This is a genomic window from Bradyrhizobium sp. AZCC 2230, from assembly GCF_036924495.1.
Lineage (GTDB): Bacteria > Pseudomonadota > Alphaproteobacteria > Rhizobiales > Xanthobacteraceae > Bradyrhizobium > Bradyrhizobium rifense.
Window position 1 is genome coordinate 4,079,439 of the sequence record NZ_JAZHRS010000001.1, and the last position, 17,761, is coordinate 4,097,199.

A 17,761-nucleotide genomic window follows, 5' to 3' on the forward strand; every position below is an offset into this window, starting at 1 on the left:
AGAAACACCACGCATACAGGGGCGACCAATGTTCAATCTGGACACGTTCAAGACGTTTTCGCGCGCCGTTGCCGTCAGTGCAGTGGCTGTGACCGCAATCGCATTTGCCGGCCCGGTCAAAGCCGCGCCCGTGCAGCTGTTTCCGTTCTTCCAGCCGCTGCCGGAGATGACCGCGCCGCAGCCGCTTCAGCCTTACCAGCCCTATCAGGCGCCGACCTATCAGACCGCGCCGTCCGAGGATCAGGACGCCGTCGAGACGCCGGCCCGCTTCCGCCGCCAGACCGTCAGCTATTCAACACGTGAAGCGCCGGGCACCATCATCATCGATACGCCCAACACCTATCTCTATTACGTGCTCGGCAACGGCCAGGCGATCCGCTATGGCATCGGCGTCGGCCGCGATGGCTTCACCTGGTCCGGCACCCAGTCGGTGACCAAGAAGGCCGAGTGGCCGGACTGGACCCCGCCGCCGGAAATGATCCAGCGCCAGCCCTATCTGCCGCGCCACATGGCCGGCGGCCCCGGCAACCCGCTCGGCGCCCGCGCCATGTATCTCGGCGGCACCGTCTACCGCATCCACGGCACGAACGCCCCCGACACCATCGGCAAGCACGTCTCCTCCGGCTGCATCCGCCTGACCAATGACGACGTCTCCGACCTCTACTCCCGCGTCAACGTCGGTACCAAGGTGGTCGTGCTGCCGATGACCGAGCGCCGCGCCGAACTTCGGTAGCGCGAGGCGGTCATCCGCGAACGAGATTGCGAACGGCCCCGGCGATGCCGGGGCTGTTTCGTTTGGGGGGCGGGATGGCCGCTTACCCGCCGCCCCAACGCCACCCCGAAATCAGCCTCAGCCACGCCGCGGAGTGAAACGCGCTCATCAGCAGATACATCGGCACCATCCCGCCCGGCGACAGCCCGTGTCCGGCGGAGCAGAGCATGTCCGCCGGACCGCCACTGATCACGGCCGTCAGCACGGCCATGATCGCGAACGTCGGCGTGGCCGCAAGACCCAGCCATCGGGCGAGGCGAGATGCGGCCTCCCTGCCGTCACGGCCGGTGCCGATGGGATGGACGTCCGTCACTGCGCGCCCTTCTCGCGGAGCGCCTTTTCGCCGGCGTCCGACACCTCGACCCATTTCTTGTCGGGCGCGCCACCATCCTCGTAGCTGTCATTCCAGTTCCACCATTTGTAGGTGGGCGACTTCGGATAGCCGGCCGGCGAATCCTCCCAGGGCTCCTGGCGGCCGAGCGGGGTGATGTCGAGATAGTTCCAGGTCCCGCCCATCTGCTCGTCGCCGCGGCTCTTGATCAGATAGGTGCGGAAGATGCGCGTCCCGTCGCGGTAGAACACGTTGGTGCCGTGCCACTCGCCGACGCCGAAATCGGCGTCAAAACTGTCGGTGATGGTGACCCACGGGATGTTCCAGCCCATCCGCGTCTTCAGCCGCGCGATATCGGCCTGCGGCGCGCGCGAGGCGAACACCAGCGTGGTGTCGCGGGCGTTCAGATGGGAGACATGGGCGACCTGGTCGGCCACCATGGAGCAGCCGCGGCAGGCATGGTCGGGCCAGCCGAACACGCCCGGCTCGAAGAAGGCCCGGTAGAGAATGAGCTGCTTTCGGCCCTGGAACAGATCGAGCAGACTGGCCTTGCCCGAGGGCGTCTCGAATGCGTAGGTTTTGTCCACTTCCATCCACGGCATCCGCCGGCGTTCGGCGGCGAGTGCATCGCGGGCGCGGGTATGCGCCTTTTCCTTCACGAGCAGTTGCTGACGGGCTGCCTCCCAGTCCTGCGGCGACACCACTGGCGGTGTTTGCATGGTGGCGTTAGTTCCTGCTTTTTCTGCTGATGTCATCATGGCTCTCCAAACTTCCTGCTCACCGCACATTGTCGGCCGTCAACGATTTCTGGCACCAGACGGTTGCGTGGTGGGAGTAACAAGTGTGGCGGGATTTTCATGGAGTCGCTGATCACGGCCGCCGCGCGCGCGTTAGAGGCCGGCGATCCGCTCGGCGCCCTGAACCGCGTCGCGCTGCGCAACGATGCGCCGTCGCTGGCGCTGCGCGGCATCGCGATGGCGCAGCTCGGCGATCTCGCGAAAGCCAAGACGCTGCTGCGCAGCGCCGCGCGCGCGTTCGGTCCGCGAGAGGCGGTCGCGCGCGCCCGGTGCGTGGTGGCCGAGGCCGAGATCGCGCTGGTCTCGCGCGACCTGAGCTGGCCGGCGCACACGCTCGCAAGCGCACGCGCAACGCTCGCAAGCCATGGCGATCTCGCCAATGCCGCCCATGCCGGCCATATCGAGGCCCGCCGTCTGCTCCTGCTCGGACGCGTCGACGAGGCAGAGCGCACGCTGGCCGAGATCAGCGTCTCCCCGCTCCCGCCTGCATCGCTCGTCGTTCGCGAGCTGGTGGTTGCCGGCATCGCCATCAGGCGGTTGAAAACAAGAGATGCACGCGCAGCACTCGACCGCGCAGGCAAGGCAGCGCGGCTGGCAAAGATCCCGGCGCTCGTCGCCGAGGTCGACAGCGCGAGCCTGATCCTGAACACGCCGGCTGCGCGCCTGATCGCACGCGGCAGCGAACACCCGCTGCTGCTCGGCGAGGTCGAGCGACTGGCGACCTCGACGGCACTCGTCGTCGACACCTTCCATCATGTCGTGCGCAGGCAAGGCACAGCCGTGTCGCTCGGCACGCGGCCCGTGCTGTTCGCGCTGGCCCGTCTGCTGGCGCAGGCATGGCCCGCGGACGTCTCGCGCGAGGCGTTGATATCAGGTGCGTTCCAGGCCAGGCACGTCGACGAGTCGCACCGCGCGCGATTGCGCGTCGAGATCGGGCGGCTGCGCACCCAGCTCAAGCCGCTCGCCGAGATCAGCGCGACCAAGCAGGGTTTTGAGCTGGCGCCGCGGAGGACACGCAACGTCATCGTGCTGGCGCGGCCGGTCGAGGAGAAGCACGCCGCGGTCCTCGCCATTCTCGCCGACGGCGAACCGTGGTCGAGCTCGGCGCTCGCGCTCGCGCTTGGCATGAGCGCACGCACGGTGCAGCGAGCCCTCGAGGAACTCGCCCGATCGGACAAGGTGCAGTCGTTCGGCCACGGACGGGCGCGGCGCTGGATGACCCCGCCCGTCCCCGGATTCCCGACAGGCTTGTTACTCCCCGGACCGCTGTTAAAAGCGTAGATTGGTCGCATCGCAGGGATCGGGCAGATGAAGCGTTCCGCCGCCGAGATCATCAGGGAGTACGGACCTTTTCCGGGCGTCGAGGCCGTGCACGGCGTCACCTATGACGGCACCCATGTCTGGTTCGCATCGGGCGACAAGCTGAATAGCCTCGATCCGGCCAACGGCAAGATCGCACGCTCGCTCGATGTCGCCGCACATGCGGGCACGGCGTTCGACGGCCGCCATTTGTTCCAGATCGCGGAGGATCGCATCCAGAAGATCGACGCGGCGACAGGCAAGGTGCTCACCACGATCCCCGCGCCCGGGGGCGGCGGCGACTCCGGATTGGCGTGGGCCGAAGGTTCGCTCTGGGTCGGGCAGTACCGCGAGCGCAAGATTCATCAGATCGATCCGGACACGGGGACGGTGCTCCGCACCATCGAAAGCAAGCGCTTCGTGACCGGCGTCACCTGGGTCGATGGCGAGCTCTGGCACGGCACCTGGGAAGGCGAGGACAGCGACATCCGGCGGATCGATCCCCAAACCGGCAAGGTGCTCGAGCAGCTCGACCTGCCGGCCGGGACGATGGTCTCGGGGCTGGAATCCGACGGCGGCGATCGCCTGTTCTGCGGCGGCGGCGAGGCTGGCAAGGTGCGCGCGGTCCGCCGTCCCCGGCGCGGCTAGCTGCGCACGGGCGGGCTCAGCAGACGGACACAGCCGTTAACCCATCTGCCCCAATTCCACCCCATCGGTGCGCTCTAGCGCCCCTCTCGCCTGCCCTATAAACTCCGGCCCGGGCGGCCTGGGGGATTGATGCGTCTGACGTTGAACTTGAAGACTGTCCTGATCGCCGTTGCGGTGCTCGCGGCGTCGTTTTTCATCAGCCTGAAGGCGATGGATTTGCTGTCGCCGCGCGCGACCAATTCGGGGCCGCCGGTCGCGCAATTGCCGCCGCTGCCGCCGGTCTCGAAAAGCTCCATCGTGGTGGCGCCGGTGGCGATCGCACTGTCGGCGATCCGGGAGCAGGCCGAGAAGGCTTCACCGCGCAATTTCGCCGGCAAGGCCGAGAACCCGATCTCGCAGATCCTGCAGGACGCCGATATCGGCTGGACCGCCGTCCGCGGACCGATGTCGGCGACCGGCGACAAGGACGTGCTGACGCTGTCGACGCCGATCACCGGCAAGCTGAACGTGACGGGGTCGCTGTCGGCGAAAGCCACCGGCGCGCTCGGCGATGCGCTGGGCAGCGTGCTTGGCGGCGACGCGGCGAAACGGATCGGCGCGGTCAACATCAAGAATTTGAACGCCAGCGCCGAGATCAAGGGCAGCGTCGTCGTCACCGCGCGCCCGAAGCTCGCGGCCGCCTGGCACCTCGAGCCGAATTTGGGCGCGCAGGTCAATCTCGGCGACACCAACCTCAACGTCGCCGGCGCCAAGGTCAACGTTCCCGCGCAGGTGAAGCCGCTGATCGACAAGACCGTCGGCGATCAGCTCAACGTCGTCTCGGAGCGCATCCGCCACGACCCCAGCCTGCGCGAGAACGCCAAGGTGCAATGGGCCAAGGCCTGCCGCTCGATCCCGCTGCAAGGCTCGGGCTCCTCGGCCGCGCTGCCGCCGCTCTGGCTCGAGATGAAGCCGACCCGCGCGATCGCGGCGCAGCCGCGCGTCGACGCGCAGAACGTGACGCTGCTGCTCGGCCTCGAGGCCGAGACGCGTGTGACGTCGACGCCGACCAAGCCGGACTGCCCGTTCCCCGACAAGATCTCGATCGTGCCGCCGACCGGCACCGGCGTGAACATCGGCGTTCCCATCGACGTGCCCTTCACCGAGATCAACAAGCTGATCGCGGCCCAGATGGTCGGCCACACCTATCCCGAGGACGGCTCCGGTCCGGTCGAGGTCACGGTGAAGAGCGTCAACGTCGTCCCCTCCGGCGAGCGGCTTCTGATCTCGCTCTTGGTGCGCGCCAAGGAGAAGAAGAGCTGGCTCGGGCTCGGCGCCGAGGCGAACGTGCACATCTGGGGCCGGCCAATGCTCGACCAGGCGCAGCAGACGCTGCGGCTCGCCGACATCCAGCTCGCGGTGGAGTCCGAGGCGGCCTTCGGCCTGCTCGGCGCTGCCGCCCGCGCGGTGGTGCCGCAGATGCAGCAGGCGCTGGTGCAGAAGGCGACGCTCGACCTGAAGCCGATCGCCGCCAATGCGCGCGAGAAGATCGCAGGCGTCATTGCCGATTTCCAGAAAAGCGAGGACGGCGTCAAGGTCGAGGCCAATATCAGCAGCCTGACGCTGGCCGACATCGCCTTCGATTCCAGGACGCTGCGCGTGGTCGCGGAAGCCGGCGGCACACTGAATGTGTACGTGACCAAGCTGTCGGGGATGTAGCGCGCTTTCATGCACGGAATCCGCGCAGCGCTTATCGCTTGCGCCGCTGGCATTCTCGTCGGAGGGTGCTAAGCTGCTCGTCGCAACCTCGGACGAGGTGCTGACAGCGGCAGTTGAGTGGGGCGCGAAGACGATATGGAAGCCGGCATGGTCACGCCCGCACTGGTGCGGTTTTCCGGCATTCAGAAGACCTATGATGGCGAGCATCTCGTGGTGAAGAACCTCGACCTCGACATCAAAAAGGGCGAGTTCATCACCCTGCTCGGCCCGTCGGGCTCAGGCAAGACGACCACGCTGATGATGCTGGCCGGCTTCGAGGTTCCGACCCATGGCGAGATCTACCTCGCGGAACGGCCGATCAAGAACATGCCGCCGCACAAGCGCGACATCGGCATGGTATTCCAGAACTACGCCCTGTTTCCGCACCTGACGATCGAGGAGAACGTCGCCTTTCCGCTGTCCGTACGCAAGGTCAGCAAGGCGGAAACGCAGGCGCGCGTCAAAGCGGCGCTGCGCATGATCAAGATGGAGACCCTGGCGCAGCGGCGGCCCGGGCAATTGTCCGGCGGCCAGCAGCAGCGCGTGGCGCTGGCCCGCGCGCTGGTCTTCAACCCGCAGCTCGTGCTGATGGACGAGCCCCTGGGCGCTCTGGACAAGCGCCTGCGCGAGCAGATGCAGCTGGAGATCAAGCAGCTGCACGAGACGATGGGCATCACCGTCGTCTACGTCACCCACGACCAGAGCGAAGCGCTCACCATGTCGGACCGCATCGCCGTGTTCAACGACGGCATCGTGCAGCAGATCGACAGGCCCGACGCGCTGTACGAGCATCCCGTCAACAGCTTCGTCGCCAATTTCGTCGGCGAGAACAATGTGCTGGCCGGCACCGTGGAGACGATCGAGAAGGACTATTGCCGCGTCGCGCTGGCGGCCGGCGGCTCGGTCATGGCGCGTGCGGTCAACGTGTCGGGTGCAGGCGCATCGACCTCCCTGTCGGTGCGGCCGGAGCGGATCGCGATTGTCCCCGACGGCAGCTCCAGCGACGGACCGAACCGGCTGCCGGCCAAAGTGCAGAACACCATCTATCTCGGCGACCACGCGCTGGCCGTGCTCGACGTCGCCGGGAATGCCGAGTTCATGGTCAAGCTTCAACCGGGGGTACATGATAGCTTGCGACACGGCGAAAGCGTGTTCATCACCTTCCGCCCCGAGGACTGCCTCGCGCTCGACCCCGTCTGATCCCAGCGCAGGCGAACCTGCATCAATTGACCTTAACGTAAACGCAGATGAAGAAGGAACAAGGACCATGCTGAAGCGCAAGATTGGCAAGATTGCTCTGGGTTTCGCCGCGGCGTTCAGCGCCAGCGCTGCGCTGGCCACCATCGCGCAGGCGCGTGACCTCACCGTCGTGTCGTGGGGCGGCGCGTATCAGGATGCCCAGAAGAAGGTCTATTTCGAGCCGTTCAAGAAGGCGGCCGGTGTTGCCATGAACGACGAGTCCTGGGACGGCGGCGTCGGCGTGTTGCGCGCCAAGGTGCAGGGCGGCGCCGCCACCTGGGACCTCGTCCAGGTCGAGAGCGACGAGCTCGCGGTCGGCTGCGAGGAAGGCCTGTTCGAGAAGCTCGACTATTCCAAGATCGGCGGCGAGGCCGCCTACATCCAGCCGTCGGTCAATCCCTGCGGCGTCGGCGCCATCCTCTACGATTTCGTGCTCGGCTACGACAAGGACAAGCTGAAGGACGCGCCCAAAGGCTGGGCCGACTTCTTCGACACCAAGAAGATTCCAGGGAAGCGCGCCCTGCGTCAGGGCCCGAAGACCACGCTGGAGATCGCGCTGATGGCCGACGGCGTCGCGCCGAAGGACGTCTACAAGGTGCTGGCGACCGACGAGGGCGTCGATCGCGCGTTCAAGAAGCTGGATACGATCAAGGGCGACCTCGTCTGGTGGAAGGCCGGCGCCCAGCCGCCGCAATTGCTCGCCTCCGGCGAGGTGGCGATGACCTCGGTCTACAACGGCCGCATCGACACCGCGAACAAGAACGAGAAGAAGAATTTTGGCATGGTGTGGGACGGCGCGCTCTTCACCCTCGACAGCTGGGTCATCCTGAAGGGCAGCCCGAACAAGGACGCGGCCTACAAGTTCCTGGACTTCGCCGGCAAGGCGGAGAACCAGTCGAAATTGTCGGAGAACATTGCCTACGGCACCTCGAACAAGGATGCTGCCGCCCTGATCCAGCCGGCCGTCCTGAAAGACCTGCCGACCGCGCCTGACAACATCAAGAACGCGGTCGAGATCAACGTTGCCTTCTGGCTCGAGAACATCGACCGCCTGACCGAGCGCTTCAACAAATGGGCCGCGAAATAGCGCCCCCCGCAAGACTCGACTCAAGGCTCGCCCCATGACGGAAGCGCTTCTGACCGGCGCCAATGCGTCGACCGAGGTGCCGCTCAAACGCCGATTGAGGCGCGCAGAGCGGACACGCCAGGTCAAGGCATTGGCGCTGGTGCTGCCGCTTCTCGTCTTCCTGCTCTTTACCTTCGCCGGGCCCATCGCCGGCATGCTGTGGCGCGCGGTCGATGACCGCGAGGTGCGCCAGGCTCTGCCTCAGACGGTCGCGGCTCTCGCCAACTGGGACGGCAAGGACCTGCCGGACGAAAAGGCCTACGCGGCGCTTGCCAACGACATCCTGGCGGCGCGCGCCGCCGGCACCATCGCCATCGCGGCCAAGCGGCTCAATTACGCCCTGAACGGCTTTCGCACGATCCTCACCAGCACCGCACGCAATCTGAAGGCGGTGCCGGAGCCCGGCACCGCGAAGGAGACGCTGGGCAAGATCAACCCGGCCTGGCGCGAACGCACCACCTGGACGACGATCAAGGACGCCGGTGGCCCGGTCACCGGCTTCTACCTTCTGGCCGCACTCGACCTGACGCGCAACGTAGACGGCGCGATCGTCGCAGCTCCGGCGGATCAGGCGATTTACCGCGATGTTTTCGGCCGCACCTTCCTCATCAGCCTCGGTGTCACCGCGCTCTGCCTGATCCTTGGCTTCCCGGCCGCTTACCTCTTGGCGACACTGCCGCCCGGCCGGTCGAACCTGCTGATGATCTTCGTGCTGCTGCCGTTCTGGACCTCGCTTCTGGTGCGCACCTGCGCCTGGATCGTGCTGCTGCAGAGCAAGGGCGTCGTGAACGACAGCCTGCACTGGCTCGGCATCATCGACGAGCCGCTGCGCCTGATCTACAACCGCTTCGGTGTCTGCGTGGCCATGACCCACGTGCTGCTGCCGTTCATGATCCTGCCGCTCTACAGCAGCATGAAGGCGATCTCGCCCGCCTACATGCGTGCAGCCGCCTCGCTCGGTGCGCCACCCCTCATCGCCTTCCTGCGGATCTATTTGCCGCAAACCCTGCCCGGCATCGGCGCGGGAGGCCTGCTCGTCTTCATCCTGGCGCTCGGCTACTACATCACGCCCGCCCTGGTCGGCGGCGCCGCCGATCAGATGATCAGCTACTTCATCGCGCTCTACACGACCGAGACGGCCAATTGGGGCCTTGCGTCGGCGCTAGGTGCAGTGCTGCTGCTGGCCACCATTCTGCTCGCTCTTGTCTACGGCAAGCTGGTGCAGGGCCAGCAGGTCACGGGAGGGATGAAGAATTGAGCGACAGTTCCTCCCTCCGCACGCCCAGCCAGCGCATCGCGTGGACCGCGACCATCGTCATCTCGACGCTGGTGTTCATCTTCCTAATCGCGCCCATCCTTGCGATCATGCCGCTGTCGTTCAGCTCAGGCTCGTACCTGACGTATCCGCTGCCGGGCCTCTCCTTGCGCTGGTACGACGATTTCATCAATTCGCCGCGCTGGATGAATTCGCTGAAGAACAGCATGATCATCGGCGTCGCCTCGACCCTGCTGTCGATGGTTCTGGGCACGCTGGCAGCTCTTGGGCTCGCGCAGTGGAAGAGCCGGTTCAAGCCGCTGGTGCTGGCTTTCGTGCTGTCGCCGGTGGTCGTGCCCGGCGTCATCACCGCCGTCGGTCTCTATTTCTTCTTCGCGCCGATCGGACTGACCGGCAGCTATCTCGGCCTGATCCTGGCTCACACCGCGCTGGCGACGCCCTTTGTGGTGATCACGGTCGGCGCGACGCTGCAAAGCTTCGACACCAATCTCGCGCGCGCCGCCGCCTCGCTCGGCGCCTCGCCGCTCGAAGCGTTCCGCCGCGTGATCCTGCCGCTGATCCTGCCGGGGCTCGCGTCGGGCGCGCTGTTCGCCTTCGCGACCAGCTTCGACGAGGTGGTGATCGTGCTGTTCATGGCAGGGCCGGAACAACGCACCCTGCCGCGCGAAATGTTCAGCGGCATCCGCGAGAACATCAGCCCGACCATCACCGCAGCCGCGGTGGTCCTGACCACGGTCTCGGTCATCCTCCTCGCCACGCTGGAAGGCCTGCGCCGACGCAACGAACGGCTGAAGGGCGGCGGGGGCTGAGTGCCCCCAACTGTCATTCCGGGGCGCGCGTAGCGCGAGCCCGGAATCCATTCATCCACCGTCGCTGTTGCACGATGGATTCCGGGCTCGCGCTACGCGCGCCCCGGAATGACGGAGGCCCCTACTTATTTCTCACCCCTCTCCATCCCTCCCCGGCTTTGCCCCGCGACGGTTTGTCGCTAGAACAGTCCCCGCAACAAAGCCCCAAACAACAAGGCTGAGGGAGAAAACGATATGCAGAAACTCATCGCCGCGGTCGCGGCCGGCTTCGCCATTGCCGCGACCTGCGGCACGGCGCAGGCGCAGATTTCCGACGACGTCGTCAAGCTCGGCGTGCTCACGGACATGTCGAGCCTTTATGCCGACGCGACCGGCAAGGGCTCGCTGGCCGCTGTCGAGATGGCCGTCGCCGATTACGGCGGCAAGGTCGCGGGAGTTCCGATCCAGATCGTGTCCGCCGACCACCAGAACAAGCCCGACGTCGGCGTCAATATCGCCCGTAACTGGTACGACAACGAGAAGGTGGATGCGGTCCTCGACGTGCCGACCTCTTCGGTCGCGCTGCCGATCTCGGCGCTGACGCGCGAGAAGAACAAGATCAACATCAATTCCGGCGGCGGCTCCTCCGACATCACCGGCATTGCCTGCTCGCCCAACACGGTGCACTGGACCTACGACACCTACGCGCTGTCGAATGTTGCCGGAAAGGCGATGGTGAAGCGCGGTGAGGACACCTGGTTCTTCGTCACCGCAGACTACGCGTTTGGCATGGCGCTGCAGCGCGACGCCGCCAACGTCGTCAAGGAGAGCGGCGGCAAGGTGCTCGGCGAGGTCCGCCATCCGCTCAACTCGTCCGACTTCTCGTCCTTCCTGCTGCAGGCCCAGGCCTCCAAGGCCAAGGTGGTCGCGCTGGCGAACGCCGGCGGCGACACCACCAATGCGCTGAAGCAGGCCGCCGAGTTCGGCATCACGCAGGGCGGGCAGAAGATGATCGCGCTGCTGCAGGAGATCACCGACACCCATTCGCTCGGCATCAAGGCGACGCAGGGCCTGATCGTCACCGATGCGTTCTACTGGGACATGAACGACGAGACCCGCGCCTTCTCCAAGCGCTTTAACGAGAAGGTCGGCCACATGCCGACCATGATCCAGGCCGGCCTCTACTCGGCAACCGTGCACTATCTGAAGGCGATCGAGGCCATCAAGACCGACGAAGCGCCGAAGGTGATGGAGCAGATGCGCAACACGCCGGTGAACGACTTCTTCGCCAGGAACGGCAAGATCCGCATCGACGGCCGCATGGTCCACGACATGTATCTGTTCGAGGTGAAGAAGCCGGAAGAGTCCAAGGGCGAGTGGGACCTCTACAAGCTGATCGCCACCGTGCCCGGCGACGAAGCCTTCCGCCCGCTCGACAAGGGCGGCTGCAAGCTGGTGAAGTAGCTCCCTCCTTCGTCATTGCGAGCGCAGCGAAGCAATCCAGAAATGCATCCGCGGCAATAGTCTGGATTGCTTCGTCGCCAGCGCAAAATTGCTTCGCAATTTTGTCGCGGGCTCCTCGCAATGACGAGCAGACACGACAGCGCGCCCGGGGAAAACCGGGCGCGCTGCGTTTAGGCCATCACGCGATCCGCATTACTCCGAGTACTTGAACTCGGGCATGTTCTTCAGCTCATCCTTGGTCGCGTTGAACACGGCGTGGTCCGGATACCACTTCGACGAAGACGATGCCGTCGTGGTCTTCTCGGTGCCGGTCGCAGCGCCCGTCGTCGTGGTCGCGGCGGGCTTGGCGTTCGGGTTCGGGTTGGCGCCGGTGCCGGCCGCGCCGGTGTAGGCCACCGCCTCGTTGACGAACTTCAGCTTCTCATACGGCACTGCGACGAGATGCTCGCCCATGCCGAGGAAGCCGCCGACGCCGATGACTGCGATCTTCACGGCGCCGCTCTTGTCCATCAGCAGATCGTTGATCGAGCCGATGCTCTCGTTGGCGTCGTTGTAGATCTTCAAGCCGGCCATTTTCGACGCGCGCCACTCGCCCGAAGCGGTCGTGGTGGTCGTCGTCGCGGTGGTGGCCGCGGGTGGCGACTTGTCGGTGGTGGCGGTGGGGTTTTGCGCAAACGCGACGGTCGCAAGCAGTGCTGTGCCGGCAAGCCCGGCGGCGATCGATTTCATCAACATTGTGTCCTCTCCTTCAGCAGAAAACGCATGTGGAGAGAACAGCCACGACCAGCCGCAGTTCCTGTGCTGCGGCAATTTCGTCGTGCCATTGCGGCGCTGCGTTGCGAGGAAGGTTCCTGTCGAGGAACGTGCGAAATGCACAGTTCCCCGCCGACGATCTTGCGCCCTGGGATGTAGCACGATCGCGGCGAGGAACGCGCCGACCCGCGTCGCTCAGGTCAGCTCTGGTAGTCGATCAGAAGCGCGGAGATGTCCGTGCTGCTCGAGGAGCTCGTCGTGCCGTTCGCGCTGTAGGACGAACTCGACGAGGACTGTGACTGCTGCAACGCCTGGAGGAATTGCTCGAGGATCTTGGCCGTGCTGGAATCGGTCGAGCTGCTGCTCGTCGAATCCGTCGACGACGCATCCGAAGACGAGCTGTCGTCCGAGGGCGGCGGTCCGGGCGGCGGGCCGCCTGCACCATGCGCTCCGCCGGGACCACCGGGCCCCTTGCCGAAACCGGACTGAAACACGCCCTTCAGCTCGTCGGCCTGGTCCGACGTCAGCGTCCCGTTCGAGACCTCGTTGGAAATGAGATCGTCGATCTTCGACTTCAGGCCGTCCCTGGACGGCTTGGTGCCGCTGGACTGATCGCTCGACTTGCTCTGCTGGAGCGCCGTGTCGATGTCCTGCAGGGCGGTCGTGAGCGCGGACTGGTCCGAGGAGGAGATGGTCCCGTCGGATACTTCCGATTGCAATTCCTGCTGCAGCTTCTGCAGCGGCGACTGGTAATTACCGGCGGAGGCCGCCGAAATCGAGGTCATGAGTGCACCGTGGTTTTTGCGGGGTTTCGTACGCGACTGCCCCACGGTATGGTTAACGGGCTTAACGAGACCTTGCCATATGACGACCCAGTCGTTGCGGGGTGTTGCGGAAATACATTCGGAAACAAACTGAAACAAAAATCTTCGCCTTTTGGCCCGAATCTTGGACAAACAAAGCTCATGGCCATTCCTTCTCCCAACATCCTGGTCGTCGAAGACGACCGCGAAACCCGGACGTTGATTGCGAAATATCTCCGCAACAACTCCTGCAACGTTACCGCTGTGAGCGACGGCCGCGAGATGTCGCGTGCCATGGCCGACCACCGCGTTGATCTCATCATCCTCGACGTCATGCTGCCGGGCGAGGACGGTCTCAGCCTGTGCCGCAAGGTGCGCTCGGAGGCACAGACGCCGATCATCATGCTGACCGCCCGCGGCGAGGACGTCGATCGCATCGTCGGCCTCGAGATGGGCGCGGACGATTATCTGCCGAAACCGTTCAACCCGCGCGAGCTGCTCGCCCGCATCAACGCGGTGCTGCGGCGTCAGGCCTCCGCGCAGGCGGCAAGCTCGATCGACGGCGCCTCGACGCTTGCCTTCGAAGGCTGGCGCATCGATCTGCGGCTGCGCGAGCTGCGCAATCCGGAAGGCGCGCGCGTCGCGGTGACCAGCGCCGAGTTCGACCTGCTCCGGACGTTCTGCGAGCGTCCCGGCCGCGTGCTGTCGCGCGACAGCCTGCTCGACCTCACGCAGGGCCGCAACACCGGCTCGTTCGAGCGCTCGATCGACGTGCTGGTGAGCCGCATCCGCCGCAAGATCGAGCCCAATCCGGCCGATCCCACCCTCATCAAGACGGTGCGCTCCGGCGGTTATTTGTTTACGCCCAGAACGGAAGCGGTTACGACGCCCCTGAGCAACTGACGGGGCGTTAAGACCATGAGGCCGTTCGGGTTCTTCCACCTCAAGGGCATCGGCGGGCAGATCGCCGCGCTGGTGCTGGCCTCGACCGTCGCGCTGCATCTCGTCGTCACCACCGTCTTCCTGATCACCCGGCCCGACCGCCCGGACCAGCCGCCGGACGGCGCTCCGCAATTGTTGGATGCGGCGCTGCTGCTCGGCTCGGCCAGGCCGGACGACCGGCCGCGTCTCGCCGCAGACATCGCGCGCGCCTTCCCGAAGCTCAACATCGAGATATCGGCGCCGGGCACGGCGATTGTGGTCGAGGACAGCGAAAGCCAGCACCTGCACGGGCTCCGCCGCCATCTCGGTCGCGGCTACAAGGTGGTGCAGCTCGCGCCGGAGGGCGACGCCCACCGCATCGGCGTGGTCTTGCCTGACGGCACCACGATCGCCGGCCATGTCGAGAACGGCCCGCGTCCCTGGTTCTGGGGCGCGCCGTGGCTGGTGACGCTGATGACCGCCTTCATCTCCATCAGCGTGCTCGGCCTGTGGGCGGCGCGCGCGCTGGCGACGCCCTTGTCGTCCTTTGCCAAGGCCGCCGAGGATTTCAGCCTCGACGGCACCTCCGAACCGCTGCCCGAGCGTGGCCCGGAGGAGATCCGCTCGGTCGCCCGCGCGCTGAACCGCATGCATGAGCGGATCGGGCGGCTGATGTCGGATCGCACCCGCATGCTGGCCGCGATCAGCCACGATCTGCGCACGCCGATCACGCGGCTGCGCCTGCGCGCCGAGTTCATCGAGGACGAGGGCAACCGCAAGCGCATGCTGATCGACCTCGACCAGATGCGCTCGATGCTGGAAAGCGTGCTGTCGCTGTTGCGCAACGACCGCAAGATCGAGGCGATCACGCTGGTCGACATCGCGAGCACGCTGCAGCTGATCGCCGACCAGTTCGGCGACATGGGCCATGTCGTGCATTATGACGGCCCGTCATCGGCGACCGCCGCGGCGCGTCCCGACGACCTGCATCGCGGCGTCACCAATCTCGTCGAGAACGCGGTGCGCTTCGGCGCCGAGGTGACGATCCGCCTCGATGTCGCCGGCACAAAGCTCGTCATCGACGTCGAGGACGACGGCCCCGGCATTTCGGATGCGCGCAAGCAGGAAATGCTGGAGCCGTTCGTTCGCGGCGACGACGCGCGCACCATGGACGATTCCACCGGCTTCGGCCTCGGCCTGTCGATCGCGCGCGCGATCGCGCTCGCCCATGGCGGCGAGCTGTCGCTGCACGACCGCGAGCCGCACGGGCTGATCGTGCGGATGCAATTGCCGGTGTGGCAGCAGCCGAGGCTTTCGGCGCAGGCCGCCGCTTAAGCCGCGAGCGGCGGATAAACGACAGCGGGCTCGTCGAAGATCGCGATCGCCTCGAAGCGATAGTTGCAGGCGTGGCAAGTCCAGAGATAGGACACTCGCCCCTCGCCCGGCTCGATCCAGTCGGGCTGCGCGATCGGCGCGCCGCACTGGGCACACGGGTTCTGTCTTGGAATGTCGCCGCCGTGGGTGTTGACCATGGTTGTTTTTGTCATGGCACCTCTCCCGATTTGCACCGCTCTCATACTGCTTTCGGCCAGCGCGCGAATAGACAGGCCCGCTGTCGCGAATGGCGGCTTCATCTGCCGTTAACCTCTACGCCGGCCTTGCGTCAGAATGACGGCTCTGCGCTGCAAAATCGTGATCGGCGGCGTTTCGCCACATCATCGCCGCGTTCACGGGGCCTAACGCGAACGGGCGCAGGTCTGATTGACCGAGAGATATTTGATGAAAGCTTTAATCGTTGCCGCCGCAATCGCGGCCGGACTGGTGTCGCCGCAGGCCGCATTCGCGGGCCAGGCCGACTATGCCGAGATGGTCGCCATGCATGCGCGCGCCAACGGCGTGCCGGAGGCGCTGGTGCATCGCGTCATCATGCGCGAGAGCCGCTATCAGCCCGGTCTGGTCGGCCGTGGCGGCGCGATCGGGATGATGCAGATCAAGCTCGCCACCGCCCGCGGGCTCGGCTACACCGGCGATGCCGCCGGCCTGCGCGACCCCAACACCAATCTCACCTATGCGGTCAAATACCTCGCCGGCGCCTATCACGCCGCCAATGGCGACCACGACCGCGCCGTGCGTTATTTCGCGGGCGGCTATTACTACGTTGCAAAGCACCAGCGCCAGCAGGCCGTGCAACAAGCGAGCTTCGAGGCAAGTGACCAGGCTTGGCTGGAGCCGAACGGCAATCCGCAGCCGATGTTCGGCGCGCCGCCGCACAGGAAGCTCGCCCAGCACATCCGCAACGCGCGGGCGCAGGTTCCCGGGAACATGCGTTGACACCAGCCGTCACTAGCCTACATTAGAGCCGTTCCGAGGGGTGCTCCGAGGAGGAGCTGAGATACCGCTAAATGGGCAAGCCTGCACTTCAGCAAGCCGGCCCAGGACCGCGGTGACCCTTTGAACCTGATCCGGGTCATGCCGGCGAAGGGACAGGGATGTTGCAGACGACCAAGCGACCGGAGTCTCCGGTATCCATCATCGGTGCAGGCATAGCCGGAGCCTGGCAGGCGCTGTTGTTCGCGCAGGCCGGCCATGCCGTGACGCTACACGAGCGCAGTGACGCAGGCATGACCGACGCCACCAGCCATTGGGCCGGCGGCATGCTCGCACCCTATTGCGAGGCGGAGGTCGCCGAGCCCATCATCAGCCGCTTGGGCTTACGTTCCCTCGACATCTGGCGGCGCGAATTGCCCGATACCCCCTTCAACGGCTCGCTGGTCGTCGCCCATCCGCGCGAGCGCAACGATTTTGAACGCTTCGCGCGGATGACCGAGGGCCACCGCCGGCTCGATGCAGCGGCCTTGGCCGAACTCGAGCCGTCGCTGGAAGGCCGTTTTCGCGATGCGCTGTTCTTCCCGACCGAGGGCCATGTCGAGCCGCGCCGCGTGCTGCCGAAGCTGCACGCGCGCATCAAAGCTGCCGGCGGCACCATCAAGTTCGGCAGCGACGTCACCGCCAACGATCTCGAGGGGCTCGTGATCGACTGCCGCGGCCTGTCCGCACGCGACGAGCAGCCCGAGCTGCGCGGCGTCAAGGGCGAGATGATTTTGATCGAGACCTCCGAGGTGCAGCTGTCGCGCCCGGTGCGGCTGATCCATCCGCGCTGGCCGCTCTACGTGATCCCGCGCGAGGACAATCTGTTCATGCTGGGTGCGACCTCGATCGAGGCCGAGGACACCGGCGTCAGCGTCCGCTCGGCGCTGGAGCTGCTGGGCGCAGCCTATGCCGTGCATCCCGCCTTCGGCGAGGCCCGCATCGTCGAATTCGGCTCGGGCCTTCGCCCCGCTTATCCCGACAACCTGCCGCGCATCGGCGTGCGCGGCGGCAAGATCAGCGTCAACGGGCTCTACCGCCACGGCTTCCTGCTCGCGCCGGCGCTCGCCGAGCTGACGCTCAATTTCGTCGAGCGCGGCCAGATCGACAATGAGGTGATGCAATGCGCGTGATCGTGAACGGCGAACAGCGCGAGATCAATGCGGCCAGCGTCGATGCGTTGCTCAGCGAGCTCGACTACAAGGGCACCCATTTCGCCATCGCGCTCAACTACGACGTCGTGCCGAAAAGCCGCTGGGCCGAGACCAGCCTGAAGGCCGGCGACGAGATCGAGATCATCACGCCGCGGCAGGGAGGGTGATGGAGATGAAGTGCCCGCTACACACTCCGCTGTCATCGCCCGGCTTGACCGGGCGATCCAGTACGCCGCGGCTTCACGATTCTAGCCGCGCCGCCGCGGAGTACTGGATCCCCGTCTTC

General features: G+C 65.8%; 19 protein-coding genes and 1 riboswitch. Of the genes, 14 read left to right on the forward strand and 5 right to left on the reverse strand.

Annotated elements, in window-relative coordinates; genetic code table 11:
- Positions 1-28 precede the first annotated feature (28 nt).
- Positions 29-733, forward strand: a complete 705-nt coding sequence (locus V1280_RS19500) for a L,D-transpeptidase (RefSeq protein ID WP_334527442.1) — start codon at positions 29-31, stop codon at positions 731-733.
- Positions 734-815: 82 nt separating this feature from the next.
- Here the strand turns inward: V1280_RS19500 and V1280_RS19505 are convergent, their stop codons facing one another.
- Together V1280_RS19505 and V1280_RS19510 are read right to left on the reverse strand one after the other, a co-directional pair.
- Positions 816-1,085 carry a hypothetical protein gene (locus V1280_RS19505; RefSeq protein WP_334527445.1) on the reverse strand — a complete coding sequence of 90 codons (270 nt, stop codon included), beginning with the start codon at positions 1,083-1,085 and terminating at the stop codon, positions 816-818.
- Entirely contained in the window at positions 1,082-1,861 is a 780-nt protein-coding gene (locus tag V1280_RS19510; protein ID WP_334527448.1) for a DUF899 domain-containing protein, read from the reverse strand. The genes V1280_RS19505 and V1280_RS19510 overlap by 4 nt, the downstream gene beginning before the upstream one ends.
- Before the next feature lie 99 nt (positions 1,862-1,960).
- On the opposite strand from V1280_RS19510, the gene V1280_RS19515 reads away from it, so the two are divergent.
- From V1280_RS19515 to V1280_RS19550, 8 genes are all read left to right on the forward strand, one after another.
- The gene (locus V1280_RS19515) at positions 1,961-3,181 is read left to right on the forward strand and encodes a helix-turn-helix domain-containing protein (protein ID WP_334527451.1); all 1,221 of its coding nucleotides are present in this window, start codon (positions 1,961-1,963) and stop codon (positions 3,179-3,181) included.
- 27 nt (positions 3,182-3,208) lie between these two features.
- On the forward strand, positions 3,209-3,847 hold the full coding sequence (locus tag V1280_RS19520; RefSeq protein WP_334527454.1) for a Vgb family protein: 639 nt from the start codon (positions 3,209-3,211) through the stop codon (positions 3,845-3,847).
- A 129-nt stretch (positions 3,848-3,976) separates the two neighbouring features.
- Positions 3,977-5,545 (forward strand): DUF4403 family protein, encoded by a 1,569-nt coding sequence (locus tag V1280_RS19525; RefSeq protein WP_334527457.1) that lies wholly within the window; start codon positions 3,977-3,979, stop codon positions 5,543-5,545.
- 135 nt (positions 5,546-5,680) lie between these two features.
- A complete protein-coding gene (locus tag V1280_RS19530; protein WP_334527460.1) occupies positions 5,681-6,784 on the forward strand; it encodes an ABC transporter ATP-binding protein in 1,104 nt (367 codons plus the stop codon).
- A 67-nt stretch (positions 6,785-6,851) separates the two neighbouring features.
- Positions 6,852-7,910, forward strand: a complete 1,059-nt coding sequence (locus tag V1280_RS19535) for an ABC transporter substrate-binding protein (RefSeq protein WP_334527463.1) — start codon at positions 6,852-6,854, stop codon at positions 7,908-7,910.
- A 34-nt stretch (positions 7,911-7,944) separates the two neighbouring features.
- A complete protein-coding gene (locus V1280_RS19540; protein ID WP_334527466.1) occupies positions 7,945-9,207 on the forward strand; it encodes an ABC transporter permease in 1,263 nt (420 codons plus the stop codon).
- Positions 9,204-10,034, forward strand: a complete 831-nt coding sequence (locus V1280_RS19545) for an ABC transporter permease (RefSeq protein ID WP_334527469.1) — start codon at positions 9,204-9,206, stop codon at positions 10,032-10,034. Before V1280_RS19540 ends, V1280_RS19545 begins: the two co-directional genes overlap by 4 nt.
- 234 nt (positions 10,035-10,268) lie before the next feature.
- Entirely contained in the window at positions 10,269-11,477 is a 1,209-nt protein-coding gene (locus V1280_RS19550; RefSeq protein ID WP_334527472.1) for an ABC transporter substrate-binding protein, read from the forward strand.
- Between the two features lie 192 nt (positions 11,478-11,669).
- On the opposite strand, the gene V1280_RS19555 is transcribed toward V1280_RS19550, so the two are convergent.
- Together V1280_RS19555 and V1280_RS19560 are read right to left on the reverse strand one after the other, a co-directional pair.
- Complete coding sequence (locus tag V1280_RS19555; RefSeq protein ID WP_334527475.1) at positions 11,670-12,212, reverse strand: PRC-barrel domain-containing protein; 543 nt, start codon at positions 12,210-12,212, stop codon at positions 11,670-11,672.
- Positions 12,213-12,430: 218 nt separating this feature from the next.
- The gene (locus V1280_RS19560) at positions 12,431-13,015 is read right to left on the reverse strand and encodes a hypothetical protein (protein WP_334527478.1); all 585 of its coding nucleotides are present in this window, start codon (positions 13,013-13,015) and stop codon (positions 12,431-12,433) included.
- A gap of 180 nt (positions 13,016-13,195) precedes the next feature.
- Between V1280_RS19560 and V1280_RS19565 the strand changes: the two genes are divergently transcribed.
- Both V1280_RS19565 and V1280_RS19570 read left to right on the forward strand, forming a co-directional pair.
- Positions 13,196-13,936: a response regulator gene (locus tag V1280_RS19565; protein ID WP_334527481.1), complete on the forward strand. Its 741-nt coding sequence runs from the start codon at positions 13,196-13,198 to the stop codon at positions 13,934-13,936.
- 15 nt (positions 13,937-13,951) lie between these two features.
- The gene (locus V1280_RS19570; RefSeq protein ID WP_334527484.1) at positions 13,952-15,289 is read left to right on the forward strand and encodes an ATP-binding protein; all 1,338 of its coding nucleotides are present in this window, start codon (positions 13,952-13,954) and stop codon (positions 15,287-15,289) included.
- Here V1280_RS19570 and V1280_RS19575 read toward each other — a convergent pair.
- On the reverse strand, positions 15,286-15,501 hold the full coding sequence (locus V1280_RS19575; protein ID WP_334527487.1) for a hypothetical protein: 216 nt from the start codon (positions 15,499-15,501) through the stop codon (positions 15,286-15,288). The genes V1280_RS19570 and V1280_RS19575 overlap by 4 nt on opposite strands.
- 232 nt (positions 15,502-15,733) lie before the next feature.
- Between V1280_RS19575 and V1280_RS19580 the strand changes: the two genes are divergently transcribed.
- The 3 genes from V1280_RS19580 (at position 15,734) to thiS (ending at position 17,642) form a co-directional block, all read left to right on the forward strand.
- Positions 15,734-16,285: a lytic transglycosylase domain-containing protein gene (locus V1280_RS19580; RefSeq protein ID WP_334527490.1), complete on the forward strand. Its 552-nt coding sequence runs from the start codon at positions 15,734-15,736 to the stop codon at positions 16,283-16,285.
- Positions 16,286-16,311: 26 nt separating this feature from the next.
- Positions 16,312-16,456, forward strand: a riboswitch (TPP riboswitch).
- Positions 16,444-17,454, forward strand: coding sequence for an FAD-dependent oxidoreductase (locus V1280_RS19585; protein WP_334527493.1), 1,011 nt, complete (start codon positions 16,444-16,446; stop codon positions 17,452-17,454). It overlaps the preceding riboswitch by 13 nt.
- On the forward strand, positions 17,445-17,642 hold the full coding sequence (gene thiS, locus V1280_RS19590; RefSeq protein WP_334527495.1) for a sulfur carrier protein ThiS: 198 nt from the start codon (positions 17,445-17,447) through the stop codon (positions 17,640-17,642). Before V1280_RS19585 ends, thiS begins: the two co-directional genes overlap by 10 nt.
- The last annotated feature ends 119 nt before the right edge of the window (positions 17,643-17,761 follow it).

Excerpts from the sequence above, each read along its gene's own strand:
- V1280_RS19500 (WP_334527442.1), top strand. The coding sequence starts at position 29 with ATGTTCAATCTGGACACGTTCAAGACGTTTTCGCGCGCCGTTGCCGTC.
- V1280_RS19510 (WP_334527448.1), bottom strand. The coding sequence starts at position 1,861 with ATGATGACATCAGCAGAAAAAGCAGGAACTAACGCCACCATGCAAACA.
- V1280_RS19515 (WP_334527451.1), top strand. The coding sequence starts at position 1,961 with ATGGAGTCGCTGATCACGGCCGCCGCGCGCGCGTTAGAGGCCGGCGAT.
- V1280_RS19520 (WP_334527454.1), top strand. The coding sequence starts at position 3,209 with ATGAAGCGTTCCGCCGCCGAGATCATCAGGGAGTACGGACCTTTTCCG.
- V1280_RS19525 (WP_334527457.1), top strand. The coding sequence starts at position 3,977 with ATGCGTCTGACGTTGAACTTGAAGACTGTCCTGATCGCCGTTGCGGTG.
- V1280_RS19530 (WP_334527460.1), top strand. The coding sequence starts at position 5,681 with ATGGAAGCCGGCATGGTCACGCCCGCACTGGTGCGGTTTTCCGGCATT.
- V1280_RS19535 (WP_334527463.1), top strand. The coding sequence starts at position 6,852 with ATGCTGAAGCGCAAGATTGGCAAGATTGCTCTGGGTTTCGCCGCGGCG.
- V1280_RS19540 (WP_334527466.1), top strand. The coding sequence starts at position 7,945 with ATGACGGAAGCGCTTCTGACCGGCGCCAATGCGTCGACCGAGGTGCCG.
- V1280_RS19550 (WP_334527472.1), top strand. The coding sequence starts at position 10,269 with ATGCAGAAACTCATCGCCGCGGTCGCGGCCGGCTTCGCCATTGCCGCG.
- V1280_RS19555 (WP_334527475.1), bottom strand. The coding sequence starts at position 12,212 with ATGTTGATGAAATCGATCGCCGCCGGGCTTGCCGGCACAGCACTGCTT.
- V1280_RS19560 (WP_334527478.1), bottom strand. The coding sequence starts at position 13,015 with ATGACCTCGATTTCGGCGGCCTCCGCCGGTAATTACCAGTCGCCGCTG.
- V1280_RS19565 (WP_334527481.1), top strand. The coding sequence starts at position 13,196 with ATGGCCATTCCTTCTCCCAACATCCTGGTCGTCGAAGACGACCGCGAA.
- V1280_RS19570 (WP_334527484.1), top strand. The coding sequence starts at position 13,952 with ATGAGGCCGTTCGGGTTCTTCCACCTCAAGGGCATCGGCGGGCAGATC.
- V1280_RS19575 (WP_334527487.1), bottom strand. The coding sequence starts at position 15,501 with ATGACAAAAACAACCATGGTCAACACCCACGGCGGCGACATTCCAAGA.
- V1280_RS19580 (WP_334527490.1), top strand. The coding sequence starts at position 15,734 with ATGAAAGCTTTAATCGTTGCCGCCGCAATCGCGGCCGGACTGGTGTCG.
- V1280_RS19585 (WP_334527493.1), top strand. The coding sequence starts at position 16,444 with ATGTTGCAGACGACCAAGCGACCGGAGTCTCCGGTATCCATCATCGGT.
- thiS (WP_334527495.1), top strand. The coding sequence starts at position 17,445 with ATGCGCGTGATCGTGAACGGCGAACAGCGCGAGATCAATGCGGCCAGC.